The organism is Vibrio sp. 10N.247.310.17 (assembly GCF_041466605.1).
Lineage (GTDB): Bacteria > Pseudomonadota > Gammaproteobacteria > Enterobacterales > Vibrionaceae > Vibrio > Vibrio tasmaniensis_A.
On sequence record NZ_JBFSTC010000019.1, the window covers coordinates 1 to 22,087 of the forward strand.

Below are 22,087 nucleotides of genomic sequence, written 5' to 3' on the forward strand. Positions count from 1 at the left end.
GCTAAACCCTGAACGCTGGCCAGGTGATATCAGAAACTGTGAACCTGTTGGTGACATTCACCTAAATCCAGAAAGAGAAGCTGCTTAGTAAACAAGCGAATGATGACAACTACCTTGAAAAACGCCGGTTCACTACAATGCGTTGTTGCACATTCACTCATCCTCGCTAGAGCCTGACGTGAACTTACATATAGATGAACAAGGAAAACTAACACTCACTAATTCAGGGTCGCGATTTACCTATACATCGTTACTTCATTTTAAGGGGCTCGAATCTCAGAACCAAAAGGTACATGAGGCTTTAGGTGAACAGTTTATTCCACCACGCTCGACTATTACTTTGCCTTCTTCTTTAAATTACTTACCAGTAGGCACTTATCATGGATATGAAAACTGAAACCTCTCACAAGATGTGGCAAGTTTTCTATGTCTTGGGATTAGTACTGTTTTATTGTGCCGCCTTAAGCCCTGTAGCTTGGGGCCAGGATATGGTATTGAACCCGACAGGACGCGACATTCAACTTACCTCTTTACTAAGGATAAGTGACACCATTCTTGGTGAAGCGGACATTATCATTACCGCAAACAACGAAATTCTTTTGCCAAAGGAAAGTACGCTGTCTCTCCTTTCGTCTGTCGTCACTCAAGAAGGTATTGGTAAGCTCCATGACACGACAGACGATGAGATGCTGTCGCAGCACCACTTTATGAGCGTAGGGCTGGGACTAAATTTCGACTTTTCTTCGTTGGAATGTATCGTGACGGTTCCGCCAGAATTTAGCTTAACCCAACAACTCTCGATGAACGGCGCAGATGATTTTTATAACTATGCTGAGCCAAGTCTGTTAAGCGGATACGTTAACGTCGCCCTTTCCGCCAATGAGAGCCAATATGTCGATCAAAAATCGTCAAGGCAAGATCTTTATCGCAGTCAATTCGACTCTGCACTTAACATTGGTTTTTTCAATTTTGAATATGAATCCTATTTAGAAAATGGTTCATCGAAAAAGTCACAATATGTGAGAGAAGGAACTCGTCTTAATATTGACTTTGCACAGCAAGGTACACGACTTGTGGTCGGCGATATGTACAACAGTGGCCAATCTTTTCAGGACAGTACCGACATACTTGGTATTGGCTTAACTCGAGATTTCACACTGATTCCAACCAGAAATGCACGACCACGAGCCAATCAATCATTCACACTTCAAAGAGCCTCGAATGTCGATGTCTATATAGATGGGATTGCAGTCCAACGATTAACTTTAGGCGCTGGTAGCTACAACCTGAGTGATATACCTCTTGCGCAAGGTAGTAACGATATTGTACTCGTCATTACCGAGCGTTCTGGGAATGAAGAGCGTATCGAGTTTTCTATTGCGACGGGTAACGACTTACTCAATAGCGGTGAGTTTGAATATAGCATTATGTACGGAGCGCCCTCTGAACTCCAAAATGGACAATTAGAATACCTAACCGATGAGCGTATTTTCCATGGTTATGTTGATGTGGGTATTAACCCTTGGTTAACGTTAGGTACCAACTTTCAAACCCGTGAAGATTTATACCAATATGGTACTACCGCACTCCTCGCTTCTAGATGGGGAGTCACTGAACTCAATGCTTCACGTAGCGAACATCCTGTATTAGGAAACGGCGATGCTTACAAATTTGCATTCGATGCGGAATTTTCCAGTAAGAATACACTGGCTCCACAACTGAGTGTGAGTTATGAGTATCTGAGCAACAATTTTACTGGTGTTGCTGGGTTTGACGCCTCCGATAAAGACATCAACTTAACCACTCATTATGCTTCTGCATTCGGTTCGATTTATCTAAGTCGATCATTACGTGCCGCCATGACAGTCAATTACCGTTCAGGAATAGACAAAGAGAACGACTATTGGCTAATTAGCCCGAGTTTATCGGACGGATTGTTTGATACTCACGCGACTTGGAGTGCCCGTGTTAGCTATCAAGATCACGCCAGTAAAGACGATGACATCAGCACTACGCTCACCATAAGCTGGCCTCTTAGCCGACAAACTCGTGTCGTCGGTCGTTACAGTACAGAGCTAAGAGAAGCCGCCTTAGATTACAGCTATCAAAATAATATAGGTAACACCGGAGGGATATCAGGCTTTGCGAGTGTCATTACGAATGAAGAAACGGACGCCGATATGGACGCTGGTATTAACTATACAGCAAACCGTTACGAATTGAGTGCCACCCATGCCTCGCGACTTGACGACATTAGTGGTGACACAAGAAACCACAGTACCGACGTGACCATCAGCAGTGCACTTGCGTTTGCAGGTTCATCGGTAACGATCGGCAGACCAGTCCGAGAAGCATTCGCTATTGTCAGCAAGCACGAAAGCCTCGCAGAGAATGATGTGGCATTAGACCCAACAAAAGATGGAGAGTACGCACGCGTTTACCTTAACGGAGATGCCAGTGCCATGGTCCCTGATCTTGTTGCTTATAATAGCCAAGTCATCGGTTATGAGGTCGATAACTTACCACCGGGATATGATTTGGGGGATGGTGCTTTTTGGGTTAAGCCTGATTACAAGCGGGGCTTCCAACTACAAATTGGTTCCGATGCTGTCTTAACCGTGATTGGTAAGCTATACGACCGTCAAAGTAACAATCCAATTTCACTTGTCGCTGGTGTAGCACATTACCTTGGTGAAGCTAAACAGTTACCGATTGACTTCTTTACCAATCGGAGTGGCATATTTGCGATATCTGGGTTAAAGCCAGGGAAATATCAACTGATTCTTGACACTAAAGGACAAGAGTCAGCCGTCATTACTCTCAGCGAGCGCAGTGACAACTTGATCAGACTAGGAGATGTGTATGTGGATTAAACAACTTCGGTGGGGTGGATGGTTCCTCATCGCCATAAATTCTGTATCCTCTGTATTAGCATGTGAAGCTAGTGCATTGACGATTCAACCCGTCTCATCCCAGTCGCAATACGACGTGTTCAACACAGGTACTTACGCAACAATTAATACTTATAGGATCGATGCAAATATAGTTGGAGAAGCCTGTAAATTGAGTTTGGTTTTACAACTTAACGATACCAGTCGGACGTTAAAAGGGTTAAACCAAGACAAGCTCAACTTCGAGTGGAGTGGACAAGTGGGTGTGCCAATCGCGAATCAGTGGCATTTATCATTAACCGACAGTCAACCTTCGACAACCATACAAATGCGTTTCCCAAGCAAACAGTGGCTAGCGTCAGGAACCTACCGGGGGCTTTTAGAAGTGTCGCCCTCTTATACCTCAGACAACCAACAAATAGAGATTAGCCCTAGCTCACTCCCAGTATCTGTTACCGTGCCACCAGCTGCAAAAGTTCACTTTTATGGGTTAACTCAACAGCATTATGACCTTGATCTAGGAACATTATATTCAAACAAGATTATTCGTTCTGCACCGAACCTATGGGTGCAAAGTAATACAGCGTATACCATCGTATTGGAATCATCCCATCAAGGGATGCTACGTCATGAATCTGATGAGACAAAATGGGATATTCCATACCAACTTTCCCTAGATAACGATAGAGTAAACCTCGGTCAACTTGATGCAAAAATTCAGCGTATTTCGGCTACGATCGGTCAACCTATTCCTTTGAGTTTTGTAATTGGGGAAACAGAGAACAAACCGGGAGGAATATATGACGATACATTACAAATTTCTATAGAACCCCTCCTTTCACAGCAGCCTTAAATATGTAATTATATAAATCCTGAGATATGCAACGCAATTATATAAAACCCAGTATCATATAATCACAACACGATTTGTCAGTTTCGGAGTAAAGTATGCATAACAGTAAAAATAATTTAAAGCACATGCTCCTAATTGGCGATAACGGTATAAATAACCAGTTTATTCAACGAGAAATAGAGAAATACAGTGACTTTTGTTTTAGTCGCGAATGTATTTCAGGTATTGAACGTTCGAATCATCGCAAGACGTTTGATGTCATTCTCATTAGTTACTTACTCTTAGCTGACATCAAAGATGTTTACATCACCTTATCAAAAGTAGAGTCCAACAAATGGGTAATCTATGACGTTCCCTCTGATATTACCGGACAGAGTATTACCGTAATGCAACTATTCAACATGTTTAATATAAAGGGCATAATCTATCAAGATGCTCCTGTAGAACACCTTACACGTTGCTTGAAAACGGTTTGTGATGACGACCTATGGTTACCGAGGAAGTTAATGTCGCATATTTTATCCAATGCGCGCTCCCAAACATTCAAGTCACAGGTAATATTATCTACCCTTACAAAAAGAGAAGCTCAAATATTTAAACGAGTTATCAGAGGAGATACAAATTTAGAGATATCAAGTGAACTATTTATTTCAGAAAGTACAGTAAAAACGCATGTATATAATATATATAAAAAAATAAACGTAACCAACCGAAAAGAAGCAATAAGAAAAGCAAATTTCATCAATAGTTTAGAGACTATTATACAACCAGGCATGTAGTTAATATTTGAGTCACAAATATAGAGACACTGGATTGCAGTTATTTTTACAACAGATCGTATTATAATTTAGGCCCTTGAAAAGGTGATCTTCTATTATCCCCCTCCGTCATAAAATCACAGTTAGACTGAACAACGAAGTTTAAATCATATCACCAGTGACTTAATTACATACTGCCCTCTAAGGTACGAATAGAATTTTTGAAATCACAAAACATCACTTCTTAAGCCCTCTACTCGCCTAACAGAACGAAGTCAGTTGTAACTGTCAACACTATTAGCTTCTAAAATATCTAAAGCATATAGCATCTAAAGCATCTAAAGCATCTAAAATTCGGACTTGAGCTTCCCCTTAGGGTAAGCTTTATTGTTATGTTTTTACCGGAGCAAAAGCATGACTTACCGTTCCTTCACTTTACTATTACTCACTCTTTCCCCTAGCCTTCATGCCTCTAATTTTGGCGATCCTGAACTGGGTAAAATGAAGTCACCAAGTTGCATTTTCTGTCATAACCCCACGGGTGAAACAAGTAACACTGCTTACCCAAAACTTTCTGGCCAAGATTCAACTTACCTCTATAACAAAATGAAAGCTTACCAAAACGGTGATAGACAAGGCGCTTACGCTGAGATGATGCAAACACAACTGAGTAAACTCAATGATCAAGACTTGAAAGATATTGCGGCTTTTTATGCTTCACAACAGTAATGGATTTCACCTTCATTAGATCAGTCTAAGTTAAATAAACATCACTAAGTCGCCTATACTTCAAGCAAACTCACTGAGCTCATTGAAGGTCGGGAGAGATATACCTTTACACGTATCATCCAACCCTTACAATGTGCAGCAAATATATTTATCAAGGTTTATCTCTATGTCTATTCAATGGTTTCCGGGTCACATGCATAAAGCCCGTAAAGAAATCGAAGAAGTTATCCCACAGGTTGATGTGATCATCGAAGTACTGGACGCTCGTATCCCGTTCAGTAGTGAAAACCCAATGATCTCTTCACTGCGCGGCGATAAGCCTTGTGTAAAAGTGTTGAACAAGCGCGATCTTGCGGATCCTGAGCTTACTGAGCGTTGGATTGAGCACTTCGAGAAAGAGCAAGGCGTTAAAGCGATTGCGATTACTACTAGCGCTAAAGAAGAAGTGAACCACGTTATGGAGCTCGTGCGTAAGTTAGCACCGCACCGTGAACAGATGGGTAAGAACATTCGTACAATGATCATGGGCATCCCGAACGTGGGTAAATCGACCATCATCAACTGTTTAGCGGGACGTACGATCGCGGTTACTGGTAACCAACCTGCGGTAACTCGTCGTCAACAACGTATCAATCTACAAAATGGCGTGATCCTTTCAGATACTCCTGGAATCCTATGGCCTAAAGTAGAAAACCCACACAGTGGCTTCCGCTTGGCTGCAACAGGCGCTGTAAAAGATACGGCAATGGAATACGATGAAGTGGCATTCTACACAGTCGAGTACCTTGCAAAGCAATACCCTAACCTTTTGCAAGAACGCTACCAAATTGAAGAGCTTCCAGAGTCTGACATCGAATTAATGGAAGCGATTGGTCGTAAGCGTGGCGCACTTCGTGCTGGTGGTCATATCGACATTCACAAATGTTCGGAAATCCTACTTCACGAACTGCGTAATGGTACTTTAGGTAAAGTAACGTTAGAGCTACCAGAAATGATCACACAAGAACTGATCGAAGTTGAAGAAGCGGCTGCGCTGAAAGCCGAACAACAGATTAAGAAAAAAGAAGAGCGTCGTAAGCGTTACTTGAAGAACAAGCGTTAATCTCTCTTCGTTTTAAGAAAAAATCACATGGTGCGACTAAGTGCCAAATAATTGAAGTGTCTAATCTAATCAAAAAAGCCCCGAACAATTTAATGCTCGGGGCTTTTTGGTTTGTTCTTCAGCTTTAAAGCAACTTCAGTAAGAGGCAGCTGTTGAGCAAGGAACCATTATTCAACTTGAAGTGACTAAGAATACACAATGCTTGCTGTTTTCTGTTCAAGTTCAACGGGAGAGCTCCAAGAAATCACCTTCTCATTCACTTGACTTCCACATGGTGCATTCCAAACTTGCTCTAGCTCTTCTTTACCACCAATCGCTTGATAAAAAGCAATCGCTTGGTGATTTTCAGACATCACCTCTAGGTACAGACCTGAATCCGAATAGTATTGCTGCAACCACTTCGATAATTCAGACAATAAACGCTTACCGACACCTCTACCGCGATAATTATTGTCTACGTGTAATGCATCAATGAACGTGCCACGCTCAAAGTTGTGATTACCAAACGCGCAGACGAAACCAACCAGTAAACCACCCTCTTCAAGCAATAAAACATGTTGGTTAAAAGGAGGATTAATCAAACGAGTCTGCCAAATAACAGATCTGTCCTCCAAAACATCATTTTCTAAGTAATCATCAGCAAGAATGCCACGGTAATATAGCTTCCAGCTATCCGCGTGTAATTGGGCAATCCGCTCATAATCTTTATATTCAGCTACCTTAATTTCCATTTATTAGCCCTTAGTACTTCCATTTATGACTTGCTACTACATTTCACACTACCTTTATACAATATTTAAGCAAAACATACTAATACACGTTTACACTTTCAATATTGACTTACACGTGTACGCTGATATTCTAGCGCACAGATGTAAGCTCAATGGAAATTTGCTAATGAATAGTGCCGACAAACAATCTACAAAAAAGCCGCCATTAATCTGGCTCAATATTTTTGTATTCTCTTTTAGTATGCTGCTTGCTGTTGTTGCAGCTCCCGTTTATGGCTACTTTTTTGGCTATGGTATGGAGCACTGGATATGGCTAGCGATCTGCTTTACGTTCTGTAACCTTTCAATCACGACGGGTTATCATCGCTTATGGTCACACAAAGCGTTTGAAGCGCATTCAAGCCTAAGATTCCTGTTTGCACTAGGTGGCGCATTTGCCCTGCAGAACAGCGCGTTACACTGGTCTTCTGATCACCGTGTGCACCACAAGCATGTAGATAACAACGACAAAGACCCATACTCAGCAAAACGTGGTTTTTGGTATTCTCACATCGGGTGGATGATTCGTAACTACAGCACCTCGATGTATGAAAATTATGAGAATTGTCGAGATTTAAAGAAAGACAAAATTGTTATGTGGCAGCACAAGCACTATGTTCTGTTGGCATTGCTAATGAACTTCGGTGTTCCTATCGCTTTAGGTGTTATTTACGGTGACGTACTTGGCATGTTGTTAATCGTAGGTGCTGTTCGTTTGGTGCTTAACCATCACACGACATTCTTCATTAACTCTCTTGCTCACATCTGGGGTAGCCAACCTTTTACCGACAAAAACACGGCCCGTGATAACGGTGTGTTAGCGGTTCTAACTTTTGGCGAAGGCTACCACAACTTCCACCACATCTTTGAGAACGATTACCGCAACGGCATCTACTGGTGGCAATACGATCCTACAAAATGGTTGATCAAGAGTGCTTCTTTGATGGGATTGGCAAGCAAGCTTAAGAAAACCCCTCAAGCTCGTATCGAAAAAGCAGAAGCATCAATGTTACTTAAACGCACGCAGCAAAAGATCATGCATCGTGCCGACAAGCAGCAAATCGCGGACAAACTTCAACAAGAATTCGATGCTCTAGTATCAAACATGAACGAGTATTACGAAGTCAAAAAGCAGCTACTTGAAAGCAAACGCGAAGATGTTGTGAAGAAGTACGAACACTCTCTACTTAAAGTTCGTTACCAACAAATCAAAATGAATTTTGAGCAACAGAAAAAAAATTGGGCAATGACAGTGGAACAGTATGCTTAAGATAGAACAATATACTTAAGGCAGGATAGTCCGCTTAATGCACCAGTAACGACACTGCTTAACTCTTATTTGAAGCCCTCATATTACTATGAGGGCTTTTTTATGAGCGTAACCTATTTGCCATTAGCCAAATACTCTCAAGTCTAAATTATGGGCTTCAAGAACCATAGTTATTGGATTCCAGAACTCTTTCTTCAATCTGAATTTATACTTATATTACTTTAACTTACTGAGTTTAGACCTAAGGAATTGAAAATGAGCAAACTGACTATTATTGCAACAATCGTCTCTAAAGAAGATAAGATTGAGTTAGTTAAATCAGAGATGATTAAATTGATCGATAGAACCCGTGTTGAAGACGGTTGTATAAACTACGACTTACACCAAGATAACAGTAACCCTGCTCACTTCGTTTTTCATGAGAACTGGGAGTCTGAAGCTCACCTAGAGAAACACTTAGCGAGCCAACACATCGCTGAGTACATGGCTGCGACTGAAGACTGTATCGAAACCTTTGTGCTTAATAAAATGACGCACATTGCCTAACCAGTCACTCAGTACTGATTCAATAAAAGCCCTGATCTCAACGCAGGGTTTTTCGTTTCTACAAGCTTATATCTGCTCATTCCAATAATGAAAAAACCCGCCAGAGTAGCGGGTATGGTCAATAATCATGACTGTCAAAGACAGATAGATAATACCAATCGTAGTAAATAACTGTCAGCCTAGCTGGTTCAAAAACTTGATAACTGCGTTAGAATTTTTGATTGTAGAATAACTACTTATCGAAACTTCTTGTCGAAATGAGCAGCCTTGTTCTCAAGTCTTTTTCCTGCGCTATTTCTGATCACTTACTTACTGTGATTGGTATAACAACCATCAATCCAATATTGAGTACCACTTTACAGTGGCACTCTGACATTTCTTTTGCTGATCGCTAGCACGGGGGCACTAGTTAAAAGCACGAGCCAAAATGCCATTCCCTTGATATTGGTAAACACTTGAATTACTACTTACAAAGACCGATTCTCCGGGCTTAAGAGAAACTGACCGTCCTTCTGAGGTGACGGTCGCCTCTCCTTCCACACAGAACAAGATCTCCGCGCTACGTAAATACTGTGACTTGCTCTCATCAGTCGCAGACAAGATATCAAAGCCAAAGTCATCCACAGGAATCGGATAGCTCATCTTGCCCTCTTTCAATACAGGCTTAAGGCGAATATCTTCTGGCTTAATCGGCTCAAAGATCGTGTTATCGATAAGCTCAGGAACGTCTATGTACTTGGGGGTGAGACCGGCACGAAGCACATTGTCTGAGTTTGCCATAATCTCTAAACCCGTACCTTGAACATAAGCATGTGGGGTTTCTGCGAATAGGAACATCGCTTCACCCGGCGCCAGTTCAACTGTGTTAAGCATCAATGGTGCAAACAAACCAATATCACCCGGATAATGCTGTTTGAATTCAATGCTGTATTGCAGAGCTTCACGTCCCATGACCGTTTTAGCTGGTCGCGCATGTGCAGCATAAAGCTCATTAAGCGCAGACGCTTTACGGTCACCTTCAAGAGACATAATGGCGCTAAAGAAAGACTTCAAAGAATCACTGTCGGCATTGGCTTTAAGTACATTAAGCTCAATCGCTAACGAAGGAATATCCGCTTCTTCGAACAAGGCAATAATATCGTCGATTGGGCGAAAGCCATTCATCGCTTTGTAAAAGGTCAACGCATAAACCAACTCAGGCTTATGGTTTGGATCTTTGTAGTTACGATTAGACGCATTCAAAGGGATGCCAAGTGCATTCTCTCGCTCAAAACCTAATTCAGATTTTCGCTTATTCGGATGAACCTGAATCGACAACGGAGTTTCAGCGGCCAACACCTTAAACAGGAAAGGTAATTCACCAAAACGTGCCGCCGTGTACCCGCCTAAGACATCGATTCTATTTTCATCAATCATGTGAGAAAGCGGCTCACCGGTATCGCCTACTTTTGAGCAACCATTAGGATGAGCACCCATCCAAATTTCTGCTTGAGGTTCTTGGTTTGGGTTCACAATACCAAAAAGTTGGTTGATGGAGTCTTTGCTTCCCCATGCGTAATTTTGAATAACGTTATCGAGTTTAAATAGAGACATAATTACTTCTCATTAAAAATCTGGCTGCCAAGCTTGAGCGTGGCGGCGATATTACGGGCAGTGCGAGTCAGGTTTTGATTCGCTTCTGATAAAACTTGGTCTAAAGACTGAGGTGAACGTACGGTTCCAAATAAGCTAGACATTGAGCCGTAAAGTTTTTCAACGTCTTGCCCCAAAGAGCCCGCAATTCCAATGGTTGGAATATTCAGCTGTTGGGCTCTCTGAGCAATACCGAAAGGTGTTTTACCTTGCAGGGTTTGGTTGTCCATCTGCCCCTCTCCGGTCACGACCAGTGAAGCACCTTCAAGAACCTTATCTGCATCCAAAGCATCTAATACCATCTCAATACCCGCTTTAATTTGGATATTGAATGCAAGACTTAACCCAAGAGGTGTACCACCAGCCGCACCAAAACCAGCTGTGTCGCGATGATTAGTACCCGTATGTGCTTGAGCGGTATCGGCAAAGTGACCGATCGCAGTATCAAGTTGTTCAACTTGAGCTTGTGAAGCCCCTTTTTGAGGGCCAAATACGGCACTGGCTCCGCTTTCGCCACACAGTGGATTATTCACATCACACGCGACCACGAACGTCACTTCTTTGCATCTAGGGTGTAGTCCATCAAGATTGATGCTTGCTAACTGGCTTAACTCGGCTCCGCCACCAGATAGCTCGTTGCCTTGCTTGTCGAATAACTTGCCTCCCAACGCTTGTAAAATGCCAGCACCCGCGTCATTGGTGGCACTACCGCCCAGACCAATGATGATCTGTTCCACGCCTTTATCTAACGCATCTTTGATCAGCAACCCTGTGCCGTAAGATGATGCTGTGAGAGGTGATCTTTCTTCTACGGTTAATCGATCTAAGCCCGATGCTTGGGCAAACTCAACCAAAGCAGTTTTTACCTTTTTTCCATCAACAGCCTGCTCTAAGGATGCCCAATAAGCCGTACATTCACGTCCAATTGGATCCGTCGTTTGCAGTCGTTTTTTCTTACCATTGAGAGCCTCTAGCAACACGTCTACCGTGCCTTCTCCGCCATCGGCGAGCGGCATTTTCACAAACTCTGCGTGAGGAAAAACGTCAGCAAATCCATGCTCAATACAAGACGCAACTTGATGAGCGTCGAGTGACTCTTTAAACGAATCTGGGGCAATTACAATTTTCATTGTCGTTCACCATTCCCGCCCACCAAGGTGAGCGGGTAATTGAAATTAGAATTTGATTTGGAATGTTTTTGCTTGGCAAGATGCCAATTCACCAAAAGATAAGTCGCCAAAGGTTTCTGTTGCTACATCACCTTCGCGTACTCGCTCGTCCATGCTTGTCTCTTTCCAGCTTGAAACGGTTTGAGTGAAGGAGATTGAATCTGACACAGAGCCTGTTTCTGCCGGGTTGTAGACACGCATGATCAACGCATCTTCATCTTCCGCTTTCTTCAGCACACTCAGCACAGCGCCTGATTGTTGCTTAGACAGAAGGCTAAAACTCATAGGTAGGTTCTGCTCACCCACGTTTAGCTTCATCGCGTTGTAAGGGATCTTGTTGTAGCATTCGATTTGAGTGACATTGTCACGTGCTTGCGCCATGATGTTCGCGTCAATATGGTTACCAGAGAAACCGCACAACGTGAATTCACACACTAACTTGCCGCGCACTTGTGAATCTGGTGTCGGGATCTTGATTCCTGATGGACGGCCCGGACGAAGCAATAGCTCTTCTTTACCCAACACGCCGATACCACGGAATAGTGTCAATGCGAAGGTATCTCGGTTTTCGTCACCTTGAGATGCAATCACTTCAAATTCACGTAGACCATTCGACATGATTGCCATGCCCGCGTTACCGTTTTCTAACGCAGCGAAGTTCATCAGTTGGTAAACCGGAACCGGTGCTTCTTTCCACTTCTCTTCTTCCCAAACCGCCATTGCTGGGTCATTGGTTGGTCGAGTAATACAACCGAACTGGTTATCCGCAACCACAGTTTCAGAAACGAATGGCGTTGGTACTAAGACACGTACACGGTGGTCGTCGGCTTGGTTGTCTAGTTCCATACGTACTTCAATGCGGCGAGAACCTTGCTTCAATACCACTTGGCATTGCGCTTCAACGAATCCGTTTTGACCCGTGCGTTCTTCACGCTCTGCAAGGTTTGCAGGTACGTTCATTCGGAAAGCGATGTTCGCTACCGATTGGAAGCCTTGGTGATCAATCGATGTTTCGACTGGGAATTCATCTGAGTACAGTAACCACTCTTGACGAGATGGAGAGTAATCGTACTCATCGCCGTCATCAGAACCGTCTTCTAAACGAAGGACTTGGTCGAATACTTGCTCTGTCTCTTTATCGAAAATAGTCAGAGTACCGTTGTCGTTTACATTGATTCGGTAGTACTCGTTCTCTAGTAAGTAGTCTTTTTGTTCTGCAACTTTTACTGCACCCTTCTCGTTACCTTGGATGTGTAACGTGGTGAAGCCCATTGCTGGAACACTACGTTTGATTTGAATATCAAACTCCATGAACGGGTCGTAGTTACCGTAGTGAACGATTTGGCGGTCTACTTTACCCGGGTCAATTTGGCGCTTGTCTTGGATGAAGTACTCAACTGAGTTTTCGTTTTCATCAAAGATTGAGAATTCTTGAGCACGGATAGTAATGGTTGTGTTCACCACTTCTTCACGCTCGTATGGAGAAAGGTTAAACATCGCCAGTTTGTCGCAACCTTCGCGATCCGGCATGTGGTCAACAATCTTACGCTTGTAGAAATGAATCAGGTTGGTCGCCATGTCGTCCGCAAGGATGTAACGGTTAAGGATCTCAGCGTGAACCTTGTCAGAACAGCAGCAGCCAATCGAGTCATGAGCGTGGTTCTTCATGCTCTCTTTCCACATTTTCTCAATCAAACCGTGGTGGTATTCAAAGCCTAATGTCCAAGCGATAGATGCTAGCGGTTCTAAGATATTTACAATCTTGTTTTCGATTTCAGCGTGGATCAGTTTGATGTCCATACGCGTAGAAGAAATCGTACGGTGAACACGCATGTATTTGCCGTCGTTGAATTCGCCTTTGATTGTGTCGAGTTGGTCGCGTGCCGCTTCTACTTTTTCGAACACTTCTTCAAAGCGACTCATTGAGAATTCGCGATCTGGGTAGATTTCGCGAAGTTTGTCCATTACTTCAAAGATGTCTTTCTGAATCGGCATTTGATCGTGGCCGTTCGGTAATAGGATGTCTTTCGTTACCGATGGTTTTTCTAGCACTGGGAAGTACTTATCTAAACGAGCGCGTAGACCTTCTTCATCTTGCGGAAGGTATTTACCAATCGCGTAACCCAGTGGAAGCACTTGTGCAGTCACTTCACTGCCGTCATTAGACTGCCATAAGAATTCTGTTTTATTCGTGCCATGACGCTCTGAACAACCACGCCAGAACATTGCACGCGTGATGTCGAAACCGTTGTAGATCATCGGCAGCTGTGAGCTCATGCTGAATGAATCTGGTAGGTAACCGATCTTCATTGCATCGCCAAATTTCATACAGTCACGAATGCCATACATCATGTTACGCACAATCGACTCACCAGAAACTTGCATTGTGTCGGTTTGAGAATACCAAGGGCCAATAATTAGCTTGCCCGCTTCAACCAATGCTCTTACGCGTTCTGTGTTCTCTGGTTTGATTGCGAAGTAATCTTCTAGAACGGCTGTTTGACCATCTAGAACGTAGTATTTGTATTCTGGATCACTCTCCAGGCGGTTCATGATTTCTTCCATGTTGTTCACTAGAAGAATACGAGACTCTTCTGTTGTGAAATACCATTCACGATCCCAGTGCATGTGTGGAGTAATATGTACGCGTGATGTAGTCATAATCATTTACCTAAATGTGTCGTTTCGAGTAAATCTAAAATTCGCACTCAAATACGACTAAATTAAAGTTTTTCAAGGGGTTGAAATTGGCTGCCACTAAATTTAGGGTGCAGAAAACCACGCCCAGAATCTGTGTGAATAAAACCGTTAGGAGCACAGGTATTTAGGACAGCCAAGTTGTTCGTTATTTTTTATATGGTGTTTTTACTTACGAGCTATAAGTGAGCTCAAAATTCAGTTAGTTCTGTGTTGCAGTACTTGCTTCAAACTTACCCTTTTTTACAGCATGACCACGCCACATCAGAAGAGTAACAGTTGAAATCACTGTGCCGACAATCGCAGCACCGAACCAGATTGCAGCAGCAGAGAATGCGCCCAAACCTGAATCGTGTAACAAGAAGATAGAGAAGATACCTGCACCCGGAGTCGATAGACCAATACCTGCCGCACCAACCATCGCACCTGTAACCACTGATCCTAGTAAGAATGAGCCGATTACACGGATTGGATCTTCAATCGCCATTGGGATCGCACCTTCGGTAATACCCGCTAGGCCAAGTAGCCATGTAGATTTACCGGTTTCAATCTCAAAGTCTTTAAATAGGCGTGGAGCGATCATGGTTGAAGCCGTTACGGTGAACGCTGATACCATTTTTACTGAACCAAAGATTGCGTATGGGCCATAAACACCGTTCGCCATTGCACCTAAACAGAATGCGTAAGCGGCTTTGTTTACCGGACCACCTAAATCGAATGATACAAACAGACCAAGAATCGCACCCAATAACAGCGCATTGGTGCCTGACATACCGTTCAACCAGTCCGTTAGACCTTGGTTTAGGAACGCTACAGGTTTACCTATAACAAATAGCATCAAGCTACCTGCCACCAAAGTACCGATTACAGGGTAAAGGTAGAAAGTGAGGAAGCCGTTAAACGCAGGGCCTAAGCGAACATGCTCTTTTACCCAACGCATCACGTAACCAGCAATCAAACCACCAACAACACCGCCTAGGAAACCAGAGCCAATGATGTTTGCTGCAATACCTGCGGCAAAACCAGGACCAAGTGCCGGTTTATCTGCTAATGAGTAAGCTGTGTAAGCTGCCAGTACTGGCACCATCAATGTACCCAGTAGGCCGCCACCTAGTTTGCGATACATCCATAGCCAAGAATCTTTTGTTGCGTAGAGCTCTTGCAGGTCAAAAATTTGCGCGATAAGAACAGCAACCGCAAGAACAGTACCACCAGCAACGATAAGAGGAACCGCGTAAGAAATACCAGAAAGCAGTGCTTGTTTAAGCTCAGTTTTCAACGGCAGTTTCTTCGGTTTATCATCAGTAGCTACTTTACGCTCTGCACCGTTGCCTTTTTTCGACTCTTCGATCGCTTCGTTTAAAATGCGTTCACCGTGTTTAATCGGTTCTGCAACTGGCGTTTCTACACGAGGAATGCCGTTAAAGCGCTCAGATTCTTTAATCGCAACTTCAGCAGCAAATACACAAGCCACTGCATTGTTTAATTGCTCAGCCGTTAAGCGATCTTCTATACCGTTTGCGCCCTGTTTTTCAACATGCACGTTATAGCCAAGCTTTTTTCCCGCCTTTTCAAGATATTCTGCCGCCATATAGGTATGAGCAATGCCAGCAGGGCAAGCAGTAACACATACAATTGTCGGCGCATTTGTATCTAAGTTGTCTTGTTTTTCTTCTTGTTGATTGTCGCCATCAAGAAGCGCAAAGATTTCTTCAGCGGTTGTCGCTTTTAATACCGCTTCGCGAACATCGTCATCAACCAATGTAGTTGTCAATGCAGTGAGCAGATGCATGTGGGTAGAACCCGCTTCTGCATTTGGAATCGCAATTAGGAAGATAAGATTTACATCTTCGTCTTCATCCAAGCCTTTCCATTTCATGTCTTCTTTAAGCGTTGCTACAGCGAAGCCAGCTTCTTTAACCGCGTCAGTCTTGCCATGCGGTACTGCTAGGCCTTCACCAAGCGCTGTCGGGCCTTGCTCTTCACGAGCAAATACTGCATCAAGATACTCTTGCTTGTTATGCAGTTTGCCTTGCTGATCCAGTTGGTCAGCAAGTGCGTAAATCGCTTCTTCTCGACTGCTAAACGTAGTTTGCAGATTTACGAGCGACTTATTCGTTAGAGTAGTAAGTTTCATAACCTTTGTCCCATAGTCACGGATTAGTACGACAGTCGTCCCTGCCGACGAGAAGAATAATACAACTTCAAGACATTTAATCCGTGATCACGATCTCACCAATACATATTTGTATTTAATTTGTATTTAAATCGCATTGGTAAATCCTTTAAGAAAGCTTGTTATGTATCGTTTAATTTGTATTATATGTACTACAAAACGCCGATACGATGCTCACACTAACCTTTAAAGCAAGGCTTATATAGAGCAAATTTACGTATTTAAGGTACAGGTTCTTAATCAAAGTCTAGTTGTCCTAGCGCACAAATGAGGCAAAAATGGCAAGACTCCCTATGTATCGCCAAATCGCCGATGCAATAAGAGAAAAGATCAGTTCTGGAGAATATAAAGTTGGAGAAGCACTCCCAACAGAAGCGCAATTGCGTGAAGTATTCTCGGTCAGTCGTGTAACGGTTAGACAAGCGCTGAAACTACTGATCGAAAACGATGAGCTTGAAAGCGTTCAAGGCAGCGGCACTTACGTCAAAGAGAACAAGATCAATTACGACATCTACAAACAGTCGAGCTTTCAAGAAAAGTGGGCGCATTTGGATGTGGTTACACACAGTGAAGTTCTGGCCTTTGAAATGAAGCCGTGTTCTTTGGCGATGTCTGAACATTTAGATATCAAAGAAGGCGAATTGGTTTTCTACGTAAAACGTGTTCGTTTCATAGACAACAATCCAATCACGGTTGAAGAAACTTGGTTACCTGTTGCCCTATTCCCAGATCTCACCTATCAAGTGATGCAGACATCAAAATACGACTTTATTGAGAACACCAAAGGCATGGTGATTGATCGAAGTGAGCAAGAACTGGTGCCGATTCTTCCACCTGAAGACGTTGCTAAACAGTTAGGTATTGACCCAGCTCAGCCTATCATTGAAAAACGTACTCGCGGTTACCTCGCCAATAACACGGTGTTTGAATACAGCCGCAACTACTTCACGTCTAACGATTACCGATTTACTTTGGTCGCAAGACGCCAGAGATAATGCTCATCAGCAAGTTTCGATAGTAGCAAAATGACCAACACAGAGAGCGCCTTGCTCTCTGTGTTTCTATGCTGTTATCTCAATAGTAAACCCAACTTTCTCTCCAAAATATTCCTAAATCAATATCAAGCAACCTCACGAAAGATCATTCACATTCATTTAAATACTGTTCGCGCGCTTTGACCATAAACTAAGCGCCAAATTACAAGAACAACAGTCGACAGGAATGTAGATGAATACCAAACAACTTGAGGACGCTGTAAGTGAAGTGAGCTTATTCAATCAGCACCTCCACTTAATCCAATCCGTGCATACCATTCCGACCCCAAAAATGAATTGGGAGTCGATTGCGATGGAACCTGCACCGACAATGCCAACGGTTCGATTCGATCATAAAGTCAAAGCAATGGAAGCACTCGATGAGTACAAGCCTAACTGGCTAGATATGCTGCTAGGAAACAAGTCGAAGCTCTATACCCTCACCAACAATATAGAGCGTGCCGCCGAACAAGACATCGAGCAATACAAGACAGAGTTTGTGCATTGGGTTCAAAACTACAGCTACTGGGCCAAGGGCAATCAATTATCGAAAGGTATTTTAAACAACGATAGTGAAGCAAAACTATCAGCCCTTTCCGAAGCTCAACAGAACCCGATTAACGCCGCGGTAGTCGACACTAAGCTGATTAACCATAACTTCAATACCTATAAGAATGGTCACCTGCTGGAGGTCAATATTCAGGTCAATAAGCATAACGTGATCCCTAAAGAAAAAAAGGTATTGTGCCAAGGCGAAGTGAAGCTTGAAACGATGTCTCTTTCGGAAAGCAATACCTTATATCGAGAGTATGTCTGCAGCTGTATTCTTAAGTGCGCGCAAGATGCTTTCAATGTGTTACCCGAGACGAGCGTCCTGATCAATGTTGATCAGATTTCAGCAGATCAATCGAGCGAGACCATCGTTTCATGCCATGTCGAACAAGGACTACTTGAGTTCTTGTTAATCGAAGACGATAAACCCTCTGAGATACTTGAATTCTTTGTCTACATTGAAGATTTCAATCCTCATCGAGGTAGCGGATTCTCTGCGATAAAAACGATTTTTTCGCCTTTGCCTATGGCGTCATAACTCACGCGCATTTTCGATTCAATCATTGACGACTCTTCACGACTAGCCTTGCGTTCGTCGTGTTCAATCACCTTATATACCAAATCATTATGTCGACACACGCTATCCCACAAACAACGCGCCCATTAACCAATACAGTTTCATACACACGATCCCGAGCAAAGCTGCCTTTATTTCTCATCGCGTTCTCTATGCCCGTATTTGGAGAAGAGGTTGAAGAAGTGGTACTCGAAGGCGACGTCGTATTAAGCGAAGGTTCTGAGTTAAAAGAAGAAGCTGAAGAATCTCCTTTTACGACCCTGACCAAGCTCGGTTTTATCTACTCACAAAACACCAGCTCATCTTTGTCGATCAATTCTGGAATCTCTGTTGGATACAAAAAAGAGAACTGGGGCCAACGAGTTCAGTTTGATACCTACTATACCGATGCAGAAAACGACGAAGACGGCACCAATCGCTATACCACCAACTATGGCATCAGCTATGACTTGAACGAAGTCACCTATTTGGTCGCCACAACACGTTTTGAACACGACCACTTTGGTACTTATCGTAAGCAATTCATAACGGCTACAGGGTTGGGTCGCCACTTTTATGATACAGAAAGAATCAAACTCCAAGGATCTGCCGGTCCGGGTTACCGAATCAGTAAGCGACAGTCTTCTGATGAAGAGTTTCCAAACAAAGAGAACTATGAACTGATCGTCAATGCCAATATTGATGGATCATTAATCCTAACAGAAACGTTTTCTATGGGGGCAACGGCTAACATGGCTTACGGTGAAGAGAACACCAATTACAACCTTAAAGGCTATCTAAAGAACATCTTAATGGGCAATTTGGCGCTAACTTTTGATACCGAATACATCTACAACACCACTGTCGCATCAGACCAAAGTAACGCCGAAATCTATAGCTCAATGAATCTCAACTGCGATTTCTAAACAACGCTTCCCCCATCGAACATGCAAAAGGATTTGCGTGATCGTTCAGAAAGTCATTACTAATCCGTATGCGAAAACCAACCTCATTGACCCTATCTCTAGTTCCATAACTAGGAAAATTGTATTGAGATGTGCTTTTGGAATCGGTAGCACAAAGCTCTGTCAACAAAATGTAAAACCGCTCTTTATCCAATGAAAAACTCATCGTTTATCGATAAAGTTCGCTCACCTTTTGTATTACAAATCATTTTTATGTTCAACTATCAACAACCTTTAAAATACCTCAAAATTGCTGCGTTTATCTCTAGTGGATTATTACTCGCTGGCTGTGAGCCAACGCTAAAAGCGAACAAGCAGAGCTTAAAACATGCACCGATTGCAATTGGAACATCGAGCAATGGAAGATTACCCTTCCAGTAAGTGGTGATGATTACTATAACAATGGCCGCACTAGCGCAGCGGAGCTCATCCCACAAGAGTGTAATGGTAAAGAGTATCTAACCAACGACACTCATCTCCCTTGGTTTTCGCGTGAATCGGTTAACAGTAAAGAACGTCTCAAGTTCACTGTAGATCTTGGCGGCCAAGTTTCCACAACGCCAAACACAAAGTACGTTCGCTCAGAGCTTCGTGAGCTTTACAACTTTGAATCAGAAAATCGTTGCAGTACTAAAGAGCAAAACTGGGCAGTAACCGGAACGCACGAATTAAAAGCGACATTAAGCGTTGACCAATTTCCGAATAAAGATGCAACAGGCAGCGACCCTAAAGTGGTTCTTGGCCAAATCCATGGCAAGGACATTAAGCAAGCGCTGGTCAAATTGCAGTGGGATGGTGAAAAAAAACCGGTACGCGTTATTCTGAACGATTCATTTCTACCAGGAAACAAGATGTGTAGCGACTGTCAGCCATTCAGTGTCAACCTAGGGGTTGCACCTGCAAACCTGGATTGGGATTACACGATTCGTCTTGATGACCAAGGTATTAACCTTTCAACACTCATTAATAATGAATTAACAGAACAGTTCTTACCATGGGGCATAGAAACAGAAGATCGTGATGGCAACAAGGTTACGTTGTCAAAAGCATGGTTAGAGGAAGAGTACTACTTTAAAGCCGGTCTTTACGCCCAAATAAAGCCATCAAGAGAGTTTGCTGGTCAAGTATTCTCGGTCAGCTTCTCGAAGATCAATATTGATCATAGATAGAAAGTCACTCCACCAGTTGTGTCTCGAATCACTACTGATACTTGAAAACGGCGTGTGGCTATCTCATCCATACGCTGTTTTATCACTGATACGCCCACGACATCGCAACTCGCTAAGCAAACCTTGCGTTCATTGTTCAATGACCACGTCTAAGCAAGGACTGACAGCTTCTTAAAGTAACCCCTCCTTTACGCTGATTATATAGAAAACGTTAATTCTGTTTTGCCCAGCGCCCCGTTTATCTACAAACCTTGGTGTAATAGATTGGTTGCAAGCAAACAAAAGGAGCGAACACATTATGTTATCTAATCAACTAGAGCGCGCACGCGCCATCGATTTACCGACACGAGAAGCGATGCTTCAACGAGCTCCTTCTGTACAACAGTTTTGGGACAACAATAAGGGCTTGTTCAGCGAAGCTTGGAAAGAATGGGAAGCAAGTGCGGAAGGCAGCCAATTGGATTTCGATGATTCACTGTTAGATGCCCGCCTGCGTGAAGCTGTTAGAGAAGCTTGGCAAGATCCAACGAAAGAAATCGCGGTAAAAGACTTACTCGAAGAAATCTCTCCTGGAGTATTTAAGTTCCAGTTCTTTGATGCTGAACGTCTTGCTGAATTGCGTGATTACTTGGAAGCGGTTTCGAATGCTCAAATCCCGCTGCGCCCACCATACGGCATAGTGCTTAACCGCGGTGGAGCAATGTTAGACAGCCGTTCTGAAGGTTATCTAGCCGCGCCAAGTTTCCAAACGTTTTACCGAGATTTACTCGACAGTTACATGCGCCCTATTGCTCGTTTATTGTTCCCTGAAATCATGGGTTACGACACGCAAACTTTTGGGTTCTCGATTCAGTATCAAGCGAACAAAGATACGTCTTTACGCCTGCATACTGATGCGTCTTCGGTCACTCTCAACATTAACGTAAATATGCCAGATGAAGAGTTTTCAGGCTCAGAACTTAACTTTTATGACCCTGCTACGGGTAAGATGAACGAAACGACATTCACGCCCGGTGTCGCTATGATTCATCGAGGAAACGTTGCCCATGCGGCGCTGCCGATAACAAGTGGTGAACGTTCGAACTTGGTATTGTGGTTGTATGGCGACCGTGGACAAATACCACACCACAACTCGGTACTAGAGCCTATAGATGCGCATAAACGCTGGACAGTACCAACAGTGGTACATGACAATTTTGCCCCGTTCTAGGCAATTGA

The 22,087-nt window shown here is 43.2% G+C and carries 16 protein-coding genes and 2 pseudogenes; 13 read left to right on the forward strand and 5 right to left on the reverse strand.

Translation table 11 applies throughout. The annotated features are described in order from the left end of the window. Window positions 1–127: 127 nt before the first annotated feature. From AB6D80_RS07895 to ylqF, 6 genes and pseudogenes are all read left to right on the forward strand, one after another. Window positions 128–397: pseudogene (locus AB6D80_RS07895) on the forward strand (molecular chaperone); the annotation flags it as partial. After that, window positions 381–2,873 carry a fimbria/pilus outer membrane usher protein gene (locus AB6D80_RS07900; protein ID WP_372188196.1) on the forward strand — a complete coding sequence of 831 codons (2,493 nt, stop codon included), beginning with the start codon at window positions 381–383 and terminating at the stop codon, window positions 2,871–2,873. The pseudogene AB6D80_RS07895 and the gene AB6D80_RS07900, both read left to right, overlap by 17 nt. Next, a complete protein-coding gene (locus AB6D80_RS07905; protein WP_371702158.1) occupies window positions 2,863–3,744 on the forward strand; it encodes a hypothetical protein in 882 nt (293 codons plus the stop codon). Before AB6D80_RS07900 ends, AB6D80_RS07905 begins: the two co-directional genes overlap by 11 nt. 95 nt (window positions 3,745–3,839) lie before the next feature. Next, on the forward strand, window positions 3,840–4,523 hold the full coding sequence (locus AB6D80_RS07910) for a helix-turn-helix transcriptional regulator (RefSeq protein ID WP_009845438.1): 684 nt from the start codon (window positions 3,840–3,842) through the stop codon (window positions 4,521–4,523). Between the two features lie 393 nt (window positions 4,524–4,916). Continuing rightward, window positions 4,917–5,231, forward strand: coding sequence for a cytochrome c (locus tag AB6D80_RS07915; protein ID WP_371702159.1), 315 nt, complete (start codon window positions 4,917–4,919; stop codon window positions 5,229–5,231). Window positions 5,232–5,397: 166 nt separating this feature from the next. After that, window positions 5,398–6,333 (forward strand): ribosome biogenesis GTPase YlqF, encoded by a 936-nt coding sequence (ylqF, locus tag AB6D80_RS07920; protein ID WP_009845440.1) that lies wholly within the window; start codon window positions 5,398–5,400, stop codon window positions 6,331–6,333. A 185-nt stretch (window positions 6,334–6,518) separates the two neighbouring features. On the opposite strand, the gene AB6D80_RS07925 is transcribed toward ylqF, so the two are convergent. Then, entirely contained in the window at window positions 6,519–7,064 is a 546-nt protein-coding gene (locus AB6D80_RS07925) for a GNAT family N-acetyltransferase (protein WP_102250368.1), read from the reverse strand. A gap of 166 nt (window positions 7,065–7,230) precedes the next feature. On the opposite strand from AB6D80_RS07925, the gene AB6D80_RS07930 reads away from it, so the two are divergent. Together AB6D80_RS07930 and AB6D80_RS07935 are read left to right on the forward strand one after the other, a co-directional pair. Next, entirely contained in the window at window positions 7,231–8,373 is a 1,143-nt protein-coding gene (locus AB6D80_RS07930; RefSeq protein ID WP_009845442.1) for a fatty acid desaturase, read from the forward strand. Window positions 8,374–8,628: 255 nt separating this feature from the next. After that, on the forward strand, window positions 8,629–8,919 hold the full coding sequence (locus AB6D80_RS07935; RefSeq protein WP_102250016.1) for a putative quinol monooxygenase: 291 nt from the start codon (window positions 8,629–8,631) through the stop codon (window positions 8,917–8,919). Between the two features lie 405 nt (window positions 8,920–9,324). Here the strand turns inward: AB6D80_RS07935 and manA are convergent, their stop codons facing one another. The 4 genes from manA to mngA all read right to left on the reverse strand — a co-directional run bounded on the left by manA (window position 9,325) and on the right by mngA (window position 16,554). Continuing rightward, window positions 9,325–10,512, reverse strand: a complete 1,188-nt coding sequence (gene manA, locus AB6D80_RS07940) for a mannose-6-phosphate isomerase, class I (protein ID WP_009845444.1) — start codon at window positions 10,510–10,512, stop codon at window positions 9,325–9,327. A gap of 2 nt (window positions 10,513–10,514) precedes the next feature. Further along, complete coding sequence (locus AB6D80_RS07945; protein WP_371702161.1) at window positions 10,515–11,681, reverse strand: glycerate kinase; 1,167 nt, start codon at window positions 11,679–11,681, stop codon at window positions 10,515–10,517. A 45-nt stretch (window positions 11,682–11,726) separates the two neighbouring features. Then, window positions 11,727–14,381: a mannosylglycerate hydrolase gene (mngB, locus tag AB6D80_RS07950; protein ID WP_372188198.1), complete on the reverse strand. Its 2,655-nt coding sequence runs from the start codon at window positions 14,379–14,381 to the stop codon at window positions 11,727–11,729. Window positions 14,382–14,619: 238 nt separating this feature from the next. Beyond that, complete coding sequence (gene mngA, locus AB6D80_RS07955; protein ID WP_054545553.1) at window positions 14,620–16,554, reverse strand: PTS 2-O-a-mannosyl-D-glycerate transporter subunit IIABC; 1,935 nt, start codon at window positions 16,552–16,554, stop codon at window positions 14,620–14,622. Between the two features lie 317 nt (window positions 16,555–16,871). Here mngA and AB6D80_RS07960 point away from each other — a divergent pair, with 317 nt between their 5' ends. The 5 genes and pseudogenes from AB6D80_RS07960 to AB6D80_RS07980 all read left to right on the forward strand — a co-directional run bounded on the left by AB6D80_RS07960 (window position 16,872) and on the right by AB6D80_RS07980 (window position 22,079). Beyond that, on the forward strand, window positions 16,872–17,588 hold the full coding sequence (locus AB6D80_RS07960) for a GntR family transcriptional regulator (protein ID WP_009845448.1): 717 nt from the start codon (window positions 16,872–16,874) through the stop codon (window positions 17,586–17,588). A gap of 232 nt (window positions 17,589–17,820) precedes the next feature. Further along, a complete protein-coding gene (locus tag AB6D80_RS07965) occupies window positions 17,821–18,717 on the forward strand; it encodes a hypothetical protein (protein WP_371702165.1) in 897 nt (298 codons plus the stop codon). A gap of 191 nt (window positions 18,718–18,908) precedes the next feature. Further along, the gene (locus tag AB6D80_RS07970; protein ID WP_372188218.1) at window positions 18,909–19,661 is read left to right on the forward strand and encodes a DUF481 domain-containing protein; all 753 of its coding nucleotides are present in this window, start codon (window positions 18,909–18,911) and stop codon (window positions 19,659–19,661) included. Window positions 19,662–19,853: 192 nt separating this feature from the next. Further along, window positions 19,854–20,869 (forward strand): annotated as a pseudogene (locus AB6D80_RS07975) (polysaccharide lyase family 7 protein). A 298-nt stretch (window positions 20,870–21,167) separates the two neighbouring features. Further along, window positions 21,168–22,079 carry a 2OG-Fe(II) oxygenase gene (locus AB6D80_RS07980; RefSeq protein ID WP_372188200.1) on the forward strand — a complete coding sequence of 304 codons (912 nt, stop codon included), beginning with the start codon at window positions 21,168–21,170 and terminating at the stop codon, window positions 22,077–22,079. The last annotated feature ends 8 nt before the right edge of the window (window positions 22,080–22,087 follow it).

What these genes read in the sequence shown, in the direction of transcription:
- AB6D80_RS07960 (WP_009845448.1), top strand. Translation starts at nt 16,872, where the DNA reads ATGGCAAGACTCCCTATGTATCGCCAAATCGCCGATGCAATAAGAGAA.
- AB6D80_RS07970 (WP_372188218.1), top strand. Translation starts at nt 18,909, where the DNA reads ATGCCCGTATTTGGAGAAGAGGTTGAAGAAGTGGTACTCGAAGGCGAC.
- mngB (WP_372188198.1), bottom strand. Translation starts at nt 14,381, where the DNA reads ATGACTACATCACGCGTACATATTACTCCACACATGCACTGGGATCGT.
- mngA (WP_054545553.1), bottom strand. Translation starts at nt 16,554, where the DNA reads ATGAAACTTACTACTCTAACGAATAAGTCGCTCGTAAATCTGCAAACT.
- AB6D80_RS07910 (WP_009845438.1), top strand. Translation starts at nt 3,840, where the DNA reads ATGCATAACAGTAAAAATAATTTAAAGCACATGCTCCTAATTGGCGAT.
- manA (WP_009845444.1), bottom strand. Translation starts at nt 10,512, where the DNA reads ATGTCTCTATTTAAACTCGATAACGTTATTCAAAATTACGCATGGGGA.
- AB6D80_RS07915 (WP_371702159.1), top strand. Translation starts at nt 4,917, where the DNA reads ATGACTTACCGTTCCTTCACTTTACTATTACTCACTCTTTCCCCTAGC.
- AB6D80_RS07965 (WP_371702165.1), top strand. Translation starts at nt 17,821, where the DNA reads ATGAATACCAAACAACTTGAGGACGCTGTAAGTGAAGTGAGCTTATTC.
- AB6D80_RS07925 (WP_102250368.1), bottom strand. Translation starts at nt 7,064, where the DNA reads ATGGAAATTAAGGTAGCTGAATATAAAGATTATGAGCGGATTGCCCAA.
- AB6D80_RS07935 (WP_102250016.1), top strand. Translation starts at nt 8,629, where the DNA reads ATGAGCAAACTGACTATTATTGCAACAATCGTCTCTAAAGAAGATAAG.
- ylqF (WP_009845440.1), top strand. Translation starts at nt 5,398, where the DNA reads ATGTCTATTCAATGGTTTCCGGGTCACATGCATAAAGCCCGTAAAGAA.
- AB6D80_RS07930 (WP_009845442.1), top strand. Translation starts at nt 7,231, where the DNA reads ATGAATAGTGCCGACAAACAATCTACAAAAAAGCCGCCATTAATCTGG.
- AB6D80_RS07945 (WP_371702161.1), bottom strand. Translation starts at nt 11,681, where the DNA reads ATGAAAATTGTAATTGCCCCAGATTCGTTTAAAGAGTCACTCGACGCT.
- AB6D80_RS07980 (WP_372188200.1), top strand. Translation starts at nt 21,168, where the DNA reads ATGTTATCTAATCAACTAGAGCGCGCACGCGCCATCGATTTACCGACA.
- AB6D80_RS07905 (WP_371702158.1), top strand. Translation starts at nt 2,863, where the DNA reads ATGTGGATTAAACAACTTCGGTGGGGTGGATGGTTCCTCATCGCCATA.
- AB6D80_RS07900 (WP_372188196.1), top strand. Translation starts at nt 381, where the DNA reads ATGGATATGAAAACTGAAACCTCTCACAAGATGTGGCAAGTTTTCTAT.